Consider the following 11,274-nt stretch of genomic DNA (forward strand, 5'->3'; position numbering starts at 1 on the left):
ACCGGCTCAGCGTGGCCCGTCGGTCGCGTGCAAGGCCGACAGGACGTCGAGCGCCTCACGCAGACCGCCCGGGCGGACCATGCCCCGAGCGGACCGGCCGGACCATCCGGGGCCGCCCAGGACCACCAGCGGCCGGCGGCGCGCGCCCTTCACGCCCCACTGCGTGGCGCCGACGTGCCGGGCCAGCGGGACGCTCGCCGTGGAGCGCGCCTGGGCCCACAGCACCACGGCCACCGGGCCGAGGCGCTGCACCGCTGCTACCAGCGCCTCGGCCGGTACCGCCGCGCCGAACATCCGTGTGGGCAGACCGAGTTCGCCCAGGGCAGCGTTGAGCGCCTCCAGCGGCAGGGTGTGTTCCTCGCCGGGCACGCAGGCGAGCATCACGGGTCCCGCGCCCGCGGACCGGGCCGGGGAGCCGTCGGGTGCGGCAAGGACGGGGGCGCAGCGGCGCAGGGTGGTCGACACCTGCCAGGACAGCATGTGTTCCACCTCGACGTAACGGTCCCCGGACGAGGCCCACTTGCGTCCCACGGCGTGCAGGGTCGGCACCATCACCTCCTGCCACGCGACGACCAGGCCGTGCTTCTGGACGGCTGTGGCCAGCTGCTCCTCGACGGCTGGCGCGTCGAGCCGTACGGCGGCGCGGGCCAGGCCCCGGCACTCCTGGCGTACGTCGCCCAGGGGAAGCCCGCCGGCCGCGTGGGAGGCGCGGGGCGGCGCCGGTTCCCGGGCCGGCGGCCTGCCTCCGGCCATGCCGGGGGCAGGGCCGGGGCCGCCGCCGTCTCCCCCGCGCGTCGTGTTCCCCGGACGGCCGGCGCCCGCGGCGCCGTCGCCGCCGTCCGGGCTTCCCGCACCCCCGGGAACGCCGGTGCCTCCCGGACTCCGGGCGGGCGCGGGTCCGCTCCGGCTCCGGCCGGCGCCGGCGGCGCCCGCGTCCCGGGCACCCGCCTTCGCCGCGCGGGCCGCCTCGGCGGGCGGTACCCCGGCGGAGGTCAGCCGGCACATGGTCTCCAGCATCGCCACGTCCCGGGGCGCCCAGCGCCGATGGCGCCCGTCGTCGCGCACGGCCGGACCGATGCCGTACCGGCGGTCCCAGGAACGCAGGGTGGTGGGCGACACCCCGAGCCTGCGGGCGAGGGCGCCGGTCGTCAGGCCGGTGCCGGGGATCAGTGCGGCGGGAGCCGCCCCGCCGCCGGGGCCCGGATGCGCCTGGAACTCGCTCATACACCGACCGTACGCCACAGACGACGCAGAATCGATGCGAGTTGCCTGACCGTTTTCACGGTTCGCACGATGGCAAGCACCGGGGCCCGCCCCGGAGAGCGTCCGACGTGAGGAGCCCTCGCCATGACCCCGCACCCGACCGCCACCCGGACCGGCACCCCGGCCACGCAGCCGGACGCGGCCGCCACGGCACCGCCGTGGGCCCCCGTGGAGGAGTCACCGGCCGACGAGGAACTGGCCCGGGGCCTGGTGGCGGGGGACGAGGCCTGCCTGGCCGCCGCCTACCGCCGGTGGTCCCCGCTGGTGTACACGCTGGCCCGGCGCTCCCTCGGGGACGCGGGGGAGGCGGAGGACGTCACCCAGCAGGTGTTCCTCGGCGTGTGGCGCGGTCGCGCCGGCTACCGGCCCGAGCGCGGGCCCGTGGCCGCGTGGATCGTGGGCATCACCCGGCGCAAGGTCGCCGACGCGCTGTCCGCGCGGACCCGCCGGGGCGAGCTGACCACGGCGGCGGGCTCGGTCCTCCTGCTCGCCGACCGGGCCGAAGGGCGGCCCGAGGCGGGCCTGGACCGCGTCCTCGTCCGGCACGAGCTGGCCCGCCTCCCGGCGCCTCAGCGCCGGGTCCTGCGGCTGGCCTTCTTCGAGGACCTGACCCAGACCCAGATCGCGGAGCGCACCGGATGGCCGCTCGGCACCGTCAAGAGCCACGCGCGGCGGGGTCTGCACACGCTCAGGCGCTGCCTCCGCCAGGAGGTCCGCGCCATGGACGGGGACCGCCCGGACCCGAACCCGTGAACGCGTCTCGCAGCAAAGTTCGATGCAGAAACGATGCAGTTGACCACGCCAGGTGTGCCACCGAGGATGGAGAGCGCCATGAGGCTCCGTGACGAACTGCCCGTCGACCACGAACTGGCCACCGTCTACCGCTACGGTGCCGCCTTGTGCGGCCTGGTACTCGTCGCCTTCGGCTGTCTCGGTTTCGCCGACCGGCTCAGCCCGTTCGGCACCGAGGGCTCCTCGATCGCGGGTCTGTCCACGAACGGACTGCTCAGCCTGGTCTCCCTGGCCGTGGGGGCGACCCTGGTTCTGGGCGGCGTGGTGGGCGGAAACTTCGCCTCCACGCTCAACATGACGGTGGGCGCGCTGTTCCTGCTCAGCGGATTCGTCCACCTCTTCATCCTCGACCGGCCCGCCAACGTACTGGACTTCGGGATGAGCAACGTCCTGTTCAGTTTCGTGATGGGGCTGGTCGTGCTCACCTTCGGGATGTACGGGCGGGTGTCCGGCGGTCTTCCGCACGACAACCCGTACTGGCGCAGCCGTCACCCCGAACAGGCCGCCCGCGAGGAGACCCTGCGGCGGCGCCGGGAATTGGCCGCGGCCGTCCGCAGCGCCTCGGCCCCGGTCGCCGGCCCGTCCGTCACCGCACCGGGTGCATCCGAGCCCCGCGCGTCCGGGGAAGAAGGGTGACGGCGGGGCGAGCGCGGGAGGTGGGGCATGGCCGACCTGAGAGGGGGTGGTCATGTCCCGCTCGACGACCTGGCCTCGATCGCCCTCGACGGGCTGCTCGCAGCACGGGCCGGCGAACTCTCCGTTGCCCTCGCCCATGTGGCGGCGTGCCCCCGCTGCCGTGAAACGCTGGCCGAACTCGGGCGGGCCGCCACCGCGGGCAGGACCGCCTCCCCGGCCGACGCCCCGGCAGCCGGGCCGCCGGCCCGCGTGTGGCACGCGATCGCCGCGGAGGTACGCGGGCACCGCCCCGCCTCGCGCACGACGGCCCCGGAGCCCTGCGCCAACTCCCGCCGCGCCACCACCGTTCACCCGGCCCTGCGCCTCGCCGTTCACCCGGCCCTGCGCCTCGCCGTTCACCCCGCCCTGCGCCTCGCCGTCGCCCTTCGCCTCGTCACCGCCGTTCGCCTTGCCACTCGGCTCGCGGCCGCCACGGCGCGTCCGATCGCCGTGCGGCTGGTGCGCGGCCGGCGGGCAACACCGCGACAACCTCTACACATAAAGAGGAAATAAGCGCAAAATAGGGCTGCGCGGCGCTTACCGCACACCGCACAAGACGCGGTCGGGCCTGCAAGTCAGAAGGAGACGAGTCATGGCCAACGTCTCGCACGGCAGAGGTGACATCACCACTCATCCCGATGTCTCGGAGATGCGGGAACGCTATGCCCGCATGCTCGGCGGCCGCGATGTGGCCCTCGTGGACGGCCCGGTGTTCCTGCTGGGCCTCTACTGCGCCGCCTCACCGTGGATCCTGCACTACACCGCGAGCCAGCCGGCGCTCGTGACGCACAACCTCATCATGGGGATCGCGATCGGCCTGCTGGCCCTCGGGTTCACCACCGCGCCGGCCCGGATGTACGGGCTCAGCTGGGCCATGTGCGCGATAGGCGTCTGGCTGATCGTGTCGCCGTGGATCGTCGGCAGCCACCCGGACGCGGGAGTCGTCGTCAACAACGTCGTCATCGGCGCCCTCGCGGTGATCCTCGGGATGATGTGCGCCGGTACGGCGGCGCGGAGCACTCCCAGGCCGTAGCGCTCGAAGCCGCTCACGGGTGAGTGAAGGGGCCGGTCCGCAGACGGCGGACCGGCCCGGCCGGGTCAGCGTCCCGGCACCGACCAGGGATCCTGCGGAAGCGGACTGCCGGTCTCGATGAGGGACTTGAGGTTGGAAAGCACCACGGGCCAGCCGCCCGACACCTCCGCGAGCTCTCCCTCGTCGTTGAGGTCCTGGTGGGTGACGGTGAGGCGGACGATGTCGCCGTGCGGCCGGACGTCGTAGGTGACCCGGGAGTGCCGGTCCTGCAGAGCCTCGTTCTCCGGCGCCGCCCAGGTGGTCACCAGGCGGGTCGGGCGCTCGGCCTCCACGACGGTTCCCACCACGTCCGCGACGCCCGAGCCGTCCGTGCGGACATGTTCCCAGCGCGATCCCGGCCGCCAGTCGGAGACATTGCTGTGACCCCAGCAGGAGGCGGTCAGGTCGGCGTCCGTGAGGGCGTCCCACACGGCTTCGGGCGTGCTCCCGATGTAGATGACGTGCACATAGCTCGGCTTGCCGGTCATGACTTCCTCGGCTCGTCGCTTCACGGCACCGAGCGCGCCCAGGCGCGGGCGTTCGAACTTGTCGATCCACCGCTCCTGGATCTCGTGGAGCGGGACCGGATTGAGGTAGTGCAGCTTCTCCCGCCCCCGCCGCACCGTGGCGACCAGATTGGCGGCCTCCAGGACGGACAGGTGCTGGGTCACCGACTGGCGCGTCATGGCGATGCGCGCGCACAGCTCCCCCAGCGTCTGCCCGTTGTGCTCGTGCAGCCGGTCAAGCAGCCGTCTGCGGGTCTCGTCGGCGAGCGCCTTGAAGACCTTGTCCATCCCTGAGTCCCGGTCCGATTGCACACCCACAGTTACGCAGATAATTACTTGCATGTCAAGCGCCGACAGCATGCGGCGGCGGCCGAGGGCAGAAGGGATGCCTTCCCGGGCGGACATGTGTCCGGCCGGAAAGGCCTCGTCGGAGCCTGCGGGCGGGGCGGCTCAGGCCCCCGCGGGCTCCGCGTCCGGCATCCGCACGGTGAGGTACTCCTCGGTGATCTCCCTCGGGCCGAACGGCCAGACCTTCTCGAAGCGGGCCCAGAGCAGGAACGCGACGCAGCCGAGGGCCAGCCAGGCCAGGGACCACTCGACGGGGTGGCGGCCCGGGGAGTTCTCGTCCGCGTAGCCGTAGATCACGCACCAGCCCACGAAGGCGAGGACGCCGGGCAGCGGGTGGACCCACATGCGGTACGGGCGGCGCAGCCCCGGCTGGCGCCTGCGCAGCACGGTGACGGCGATGATCCGGGCCAGCGCCAGGACGATGACCATGACCGTCGTCAGAAGCTGGATCAGGGTGGCGAGGTCGGTGTGCCGGCCGATCAGGAAGCCGATCGCCGTGATCACGCCCATGGTGGCCAGGCCCAGCATCGGGAAGCGGTGCCTGGGGTGCAGCCTGGCGCAGGGGCGGAAGAAGACGCAGTCGCGGGCGGCGTCGTAGGGCACCCGTGACCCGCCCAGCAGACCGGTGAAGACCGAGGCGAACGCCGTGATCAGGATGAGCACGGTGACCGTGTCCGCCGCACCCCTGCCCCAGGTCTGCTCCAGCACCGCGGAGGCCACAGCGGTGGAGGCGACGTCGTCCGCGTGCGTCATGCGGTGCCAGTCGATCACGCCGAGCGTGCCGATCTGCAGCAGCAGGTAGATCGCCATGATGCCGAGGATCGAGAAGATGATCGAGCGGGGCAGGATGCGGCCGGGGTCCTTGATCTCGGCGCCCATGTACGCCGTGGTGTTGTAGCCGAGGCAGTCGTAGATGCCGCTGGTCAGGCCGGCGGCGAAGCCGAGCCAGAAGTGGCTGCTGCCCGGCTCGAAGGCGTGCGCCGGGTAGGTGAAGGCGAGGCGGGCGCTGAAGTGGGTCGCCGCGGCCACGATGACCAGTACGACCGAGGCGATCATGACGGCCCACATCACGGCGGTGATCCGGGCGATGTTCTCGACGCCCCGCCACAGCAGGACCACGACCAGGGCGATGGTGCCGAGGCCGATCAGATCACCGGCCGTCCGGCCCAGGTGCGGGGCGAGACAGCCGAGGTACTGCACGAAGCCGACCACACCCGTCGACATGATCGGCGGAATGAAGAGCATCGCCGTCCACACGAACGGGAACGGCACCAGCCGCGGGTGTCCGGCCGGCGCCGGTCTTCCCCTGACTCGCCCGGCGAGGCTGACTGGGCGATAAAGTTAAGGAGTCTTACTTGATGCGTCAAGAGGTCTTCCCGGATGCGTGAGAATGGTGCGATGCCAGCCAGCGACGCCACAGACCGGCCTGAACAGCCCTGGAACCGCCGTCGGCTGCGCAGCACCAACGAGCGGCTGCTCCTGGACCGGCTGCGCGCCGCCGGCGCCGCCTCGCGCGCCCAGCTGGCCCGGGAGACCGGCCTGTCCAAGCCGACGGTCTCCAGCGCGCTCGCCTTTCTGGCGGCGGCGGGCCTGGTGCACGAGGTGGGCACCCACGCGCCCGAGCGCGGCCGCACCGCGGTCCTGTACTCCCCCGACCCGGCGGCCGGTCATGTCCTCGGCGTCGACATCGGGCGGGGCTGGCTTCGGGTCGCCGTCGCCGACCTGGACGGCACGGTCGTCGCCCGGTCCGACGTGCGCAACAACGCCCGCAGCTCCGGAGCGCTGGCCGATCTGGTCGTCGCGACCTCCCGGCAGGTGGTCGACGGGTCCGGGGTGGAGGCGGACGAGGTGGTGCACGCGGTGGTGGGCACGCCCGGCGTGTACGACGAGGAGCAGCGGCGGGTGCGGTACGCGATGCATCTGCCCGGCTGGGGACGGGCCGGCCTGTTCGACCGGATGCGCACGGAGCTGGGCGTTCCGCTGGAGGTGCACAACGACGCCAACCTGGCGGCGCTCGGCGAGTACACCTACGGCGTCGGCGCGGGCAGCCGCCTGTTCGCGTACATCCTGATCGGCACCGGCCTCGGCATGGGGGTCGTCAGCGAAGGGCGGCTGTTCACGGGGGCGCACGGGCTGGCCGGGGAGATCGGATTCCTGCCGTGGCCGGGGCAGCAGAAGCCGGAGCGGCTGGAGGACGTGGTGTCTGGGGTGGCGGTCGTCGAGGCGGCGCGCCGGTTCGGGATGAGCGGGCAGCTCACGGCGAAGGCGGTGTTCGACACGGCCCGGCAGCAGCACCCGGCCGCGGTGCAGGCGGTGCGGCTGGAGGGCGAGCGGATCGCGCACACCGTGGCGGCGGCCGCGGCCGTGCTCGACCCGGACCTCGTGGTGCTCGGCGGCGGGGTGGGTCACAGCGTGGACCTGCTGCTGCGTCCGGTGCGGGAGCACCTGAGGGCACTCACCCCGTTGCGCCCCCGGATCGCACCCAGCCGGCTCGGTGAGGACGCGGTACTGCTGGGCGCGGTCGCCACCGCGCTCGGGACGGCCCGCGACGTGGTCTTCGAGCGCCGGTCGGCCCCGGCCTGACCAACTCGCCCGGCTGCAGAGGTGATTGACATGACCATCTCGGCGACCTAGCGTGAGACAGGTTAGTAAAGTTTCCTAACTTTACGAAGCTGGAGACTCGCGTGTTCCACCGCCCCGCCCCCGGACGCCACGTCGCCCTGCTGCACCGTATCGCCGCGGCCGCCGTCGCCCTCGGTCTGCTCGGCTCGCACTCGAGCGGCGCCTGGGCGGGAGCGGACGGCCGGGGACCGGTCCCGCACACCAGGGTCGCCGAAGTCTCCTCGGCACCGGGCAGCGCCACGCCGATCGCCGGCTACGCCATCCAGTCGACGGCCCAGGTCTCCGATCCCGCGGACGTCGTCTCCTCCCCCGGCTATCCGCCCGCAGGCTGGTACGCGGCCGGCCCCCGCTCCACCGTGCTCGCCGCCCTGCTCGCGAACGGCGTCCACCCCGACCCGTTCCACTCGACGAACCAGCAGCAGATCCCGAAGAGCGACTTCCAGGTCCCCTGGTGGTACCGCGCCGACTTCGCCGTCACCGACACCTCCGAGCGCAGCTACCTCGACTTCAGCGGCGTGATCCCGGCGGCCGACGTCTATGTCAACGGCCGGCGCGTCGCCACCTCGCAGGACGTCAGCGGCGCCTACACGCACCACGAACTGGACATCACCTCACTGGTCCGTTCCGGCACCAACACCGTCGCCTTCCGGGTCCGGCCCAACGACCCGAACAAGAATCTCACCATGGGCTGGATCGACTGGCTCCAGCCGCCGCCCGACCAGAACATGGGCCTCGTCCGCGACGTCCTGGTCCGCCGCGGCGGCCCCGTCGCCCTGCGCGACGCGCACGTGGTGACCCGGCTGGACGTACCCTCGCTCGCCTCCGCCGACCTCACGGTCAAGGCCCTGGCCCGCAACGACTCCGGCGCTCCGGTGACGGCCACGGTCGCCGCAGCCGTCGGCGCGACACGGTTCCGGAAGACCCTCACCCTCGCCGCCCACGAGAGGAGGTCCGTCACCTTCTCCCCCGCCGACGTCCCCGGCCTGCACCTGACCGCTCCCCGGGTGTGGTGGCCGGCCGGCATGGGCGGCCAGCCGCTCTACACCCTGAACCTCACCGCCACCGTGAACGGCACGGTGTCGGACACCGCGCACGGGACCTTCGGCATCCGCGACGTCCAGGCCCCGCTCAACGCCGACGGGGCCCGCCAGTACCGTGTCAACGGCCGCAGGCTGCTGGTCAAGGGCGGCGGCTGGTCGCCGGACGAGTTCCTGCGCTGGGACCGGACGTACGTCGAGGACCGGCTGAAGTACGCCCTCGACCTGGGCCTCAACACCATCCGCCTGGAGGGCCACCTCGAGCCGGACGAGTTCTTCGACCTCGCCGACCGCTACGGCGTCCTCACGCTGCCGGGCTGGGAGTGCTGCGACAAGTGGGAGGGCAACGTCAACGGCGATGAGACCGGCGAGAAGTGGACCGCCGCCGACTACCCGGTCGCCAAGGCCTCGATGGCCGCCGAGGCCGCCCGGCTGCGCGACCACCCCAGCGTGATCTCCTTCCTCGTCGGCAGCGACTTCGCCCCCGACGCCACGATCGAGAGGAACTACCTCGACGCCCTGCGGGCCGCCGACTGGCCGGTCCCGGTCGTCGCCGCCGCCTCCGACAACTCCTCGCCGCAGCTGGGCAGTTCCGGCATGAAGATGACGGGACCGTACGACTGGGTCCCGCCGGGCTACTGGTACGCAAAGCGCGAGGGCGGCGCCACCGGCTTCAACTCCGAGACCAGCGCGGGCCCCGGCATTCCCACGCTCGACACGCTGCGCCGCATGATGACCCCGGCCGAGCTCGACACCCTCTGGAAGAACCCGGGCGCCAGGCAGTACCACCGCTCGCCGTCCCCGGTCTTCGGCACGCTGAAGATCTACGACGACGCCCTCGGCGGCCGCTACGGGGCCCCCACCGCCCTGACCGACTACGTGCGCAAGGCGCAGCTCGCCCAGTACGAGAACGTCCGCGCCCAGTTCGAGGCCTACGGGCGCAACGCCACCGACGCCGCGAAGCCCGCGACCGGCGTGATCCACTGGATGTTCAACAGCGGCTGGACCTCCCTGCACTGGCAGCTGACGGACCGTTATCTCGACCAGGGCGGCGCCTACTTCGGCGCGAAGAAGGCGAACGAGCCACTGCACGTGCAGTACTCGTACGACGATCGATCGGTGGTCGTGGTGGGCAACCGGCGGGCCCCGGCGTCGGGGCTGACCGCACGGGCCACCCTCTTCAACACGGACGGCACGCAGAAGTACGACCGGACGGTGACCGGCGTGAGCGTGGGCGGTGACGGCGACCACCGCACCGCGCTGACGCTGCCCACGTCGGTGAGCGGGCTGTCGACCACGTATCTGCTGCGCCTGACGCTGGCCGACGCCGCCGGCCGGGAGGTCAGCCGGAACGTCTACTGGCTCTCCACCAGGCCGGACACGCTCGACTGGGCGAAGACCGACTGGTACCACACGCCGGCGAAGAGCTACGCCGACCTCAGGGGCCTGGGATCGATGGCGCGGGTACCGGTGTCGGCGACGGCGTCGACGTCCGTGTCGGGCGGGACGGCGACCACCACCGTGACGGTCCGCAGCACCGGAAGCGGCAGGACTCCGTCCCTGCTCACGGACGTCCACCTCGTGGACTCCGCGGGGCGGCCGGTGCTGCCGGTCCACTGGTCGGACAACGACGTGAGCCTGTGGCCCGGGGAGTCGGTGACGCTGACTGCGACGTACCGGACGGCCGATCTGCACGGGTCGGCGCCCCGGGTGCGGGTGTCCGGCTGGAACACGCCGGAGCAGACGGTCCCGGCGGCCTGACGGGACCGAGTGGGTAGACGTACAGGGTGTCGACTGTGGTGGTGGCGGTGCCCGTCACGGTCATTCCTCTCTGGCAGGGCGGCGTGCGCGCGGACGGGGACGGTCGTCCTCGTCACCGCGGCGACGGCCGGCCGGGCCGCGGCGTTCCTCGGCCGGGCGGCGCCGCGGCGGTTCCCGCTCCGGCTCGCGTCGGCTCCGGGCAGCGGTGCGGCCCGGGGTCTCGTCCTCTTCGGTGCTCTCCGGGCTGAGGATGTCCCGGACCCTCGCACTCAGGGAGCGCGCGGTTCGTTTGGCGCCGGCCCTGGCCACGGTCTTGGCGGTGGGCCCTGCGAACAGTTCGGGCACGGTCTTGGAGCGCACGTCGTGCTCCAGGTCGAGGCGGTTGCAGGCTTCGGCGAAGCGCAGATAGGTGTCGACGCCGGCGACCACGATCCGGGCGTCGACCTTGAGGATCTCGATGCCGACCAGGGAGACGCGCACGAAGACGTCGATCACCATGCCGCGGTCGAGGATGAGTTCGAGGACGTCGTAGAGGGTTCCGGCGCGGGGCGCGCAGACGATCTCGTCGTCGTAGGTGATCACGCAGCGGCCCTTCCGGAGGCGGGCCCGACGGGCTGGTCACTGATCCTGGGCTCCGCGGCGGTAGCGGGCGATCCGGCGGTACATCAGCAGTTCCCCCACCGAGTCGAGTTCGACCTCGTAGGTGGCGAGCAGGCTGGTGGTGTCGGGGATGCGCGCCAGCTCCAGTACGTCGACGTTGACGATCCAGCCGTCGTCCTCGCCGCGGCACACCGCGGAAACCCCTTCCAGACGGTGGGCGACGAGTTCGGTCAGCGCTTCCGCGGCGCGCCGGGCGGCTTCCTGCGCGCTGCGCACCGCGCGGCGGCGCGTGGGGGCGGAGGTGGAGGTGGAAGCCGTGCCGCTCCGTCGCTCGCCAGGTCCTGTCATGCTGCCCACTCTGGCCGCAGGACCCGCAGGGGCGCGTGCGCAGTTGGACCATATGGGCGCCGCACCCGCGCGAGGAGGTGTCCCGGACGCAGACCGGTGCGGGACGCGGGCCGGTGCGCGGACATGGCGGCGGGGGCCGCCCCCCCGGGGGGGGGCCCCCCCCCCCCCGGGGGGGAGCCCACCCCCGGGGCCCCGGGGGGGGCCCCGCACCAACACTGGGGGGGGGGTACAAACCGGGCCGGGGTAATAT

Annotated in this window: 10 protein-coding genes and 1 pseudogene; 6 read left to right on the forward strand and 5 right to left on the reverse strand. The window is 72.7% G+C overall.

All coding sequences use genetic code 11. From position 1 onward, the window contains the following. Nucleotides 1-6 precede the first annotated feature (6 nt). The gene (locus tag ACH4UM_RS28915) at nt 7-1,224 is read right to left on the reverse strand and encodes a MerR family transcriptional regulator (protein ID WP_398185383.1); all 1,218 of its coding nucleotides are present in this window, start codon (nt 1,222-1,224) and stop codon (nt 7-9) included. A gap of 123 nt (nt 1,225-1,347) precedes the next feature. Between ACH4UM_RS28915 and ACH4UM_RS28920 the strand changes: the two genes are divergently transcribed. The 4 genes from ACH4UM_RS28920 (at nt 1,348) to ACH4UM_RS28935 (ending at nt 3,763) form a co-directional block, all read left to right on the forward strand. Further along, nucleotides 1,348-2,016 carry a sigma-70 family RNA polymerase sigma factor gene (locus ACH4UM_RS28920; protein ID WP_398185386.1) on the forward strand — a complete coding sequence of 223 codons (669 nt, stop codon included), beginning with the start codon at nt 1,348-1,350 and terminating at the stop codon, nt 2,014-2,016. A gap of 78 nt (nt 2,017-2,094) precedes the next feature. Then, nucleotides 2,095-2,691, forward strand: a complete 597-nt coding sequence (locus ACH4UM_RS28925; protein ID WP_398185389.1) for a DUF4383 domain-containing protein — start codon at nt 2,095-2,097, stop codon at nt 2,689-2,691. Nucleotides 2,692-2,718: 27 nt separating this feature from the next. Beyond that, nucleotides 2,719-3,243 (forward strand): hypothetical protein, encoded by a 525-nt coding sequence (locus ACH4UM_RS28930; RefSeq protein WP_398185392.1) that lies wholly within the window; start codon nt 2,719-2,721, stop codon nt 3,241-3,243. A gap of 79 nt (nt 3,244-3,322) precedes the next feature. After that, nucleotides 3,323-3,763, forward strand: a complete 441-nt coding sequence (locus ACH4UM_RS28935) for an SPW repeat protein (protein WP_398185395.1) — start codon at nt 3,323-3,325, stop codon at nt 3,761-3,763. A 65-nt stretch (nt 3,764-3,828) separates the two neighbouring features. Here ACH4UM_RS28935 and ACH4UM_RS28940 read toward each other — a convergent pair whose 3' ends face one another. Together ACH4UM_RS28940 and ACH4UM_RS28945 are read right to left on the reverse strand one after the other, a co-directional pair. Next, on the reverse strand, nt 3,829-4,596 hold the full coding sequence (locus ACH4UM_RS28940; RefSeq protein ID WP_398185398.1) for an ArsR/SmtB family transcription factor: 768 nt from the start codon (nt 4,594-4,596) through the stop codon (nt 3,829-3,831). Nucleotides 4,597-4,758: 162 nt separating this feature from the next. Next, a pseudogene (locus tag ACH4UM_RS28945) lies at nt 4,759-5,934 on the reverse strand (APC family permease); the annotation flags it as partial. A gap of 120 nt (nt 5,935-6,054) precedes the next feature. Here ACH4UM_RS28945 and ACH4UM_RS28950 point away from each other — a divergent pair. Beyond that, nucleotides 6,055-7,239, forward strand: coding sequence for an ROK family protein (locus ACH4UM_RS28950; protein WP_398185401.1), 1,185 nt, complete (start codon nt 6,055-6,057; stop codon nt 7,237-7,239). A gap of 101 nt (nt 7,240-7,340) precedes the next feature. Continuing rightward, nucleotides 7,341-10,076 carry a glycosyl hydrolase 2 galactose-binding domain-containing protein gene (locus ACH4UM_RS28955; RefSeq protein ID WP_398185404.1) on the forward strand — a complete coding sequence of 912 codons (2,736 nt, stop codon included), beginning with the start codon at nt 7,341-7,343 and terminating at the stop codon, nt 10,074-10,076. A gap of 60 nt (nt 10,077-10,136) precedes the next feature. Here the strand turns inward: ACH4UM_RS28955 and gvpJ are convergent, their stop codons facing one another. After that, complete coding sequence (gene gvpJ / locus ACH4UM_RS28960; RefSeq protein WP_398185407.1) at nt 10,137-10,658, reverse strand: gas vesicle protein GvpJ; 522 nt, start codon at nt 10,656-10,658, stop codon at nt 10,137-10,139. 36 nt (nt 10,659-10,694) lie between these two features. Further along, nucleotides 10,695-11,024 (reverse strand): gas vesicle protein, encoded by a 330-nt coding sequence (locus ACH4UM_RS28965; protein WP_398185410.1) that lies wholly within the window; start codon nt 11,022-11,024, stop codon nt 10,695-10,697. Nucleotides 11,025-11,274 lie beyond the last annotated feature (250 nt).

It is taken from the genome of Streptomyces sp. NPDC020801 (genome assembly GCF_044334385.1).
Taxonomy (GTDB): Bacteria; Actinomycetota; Actinomycetes; order Streptomycetales; family Streptomycetaceae; genus Streptomyces.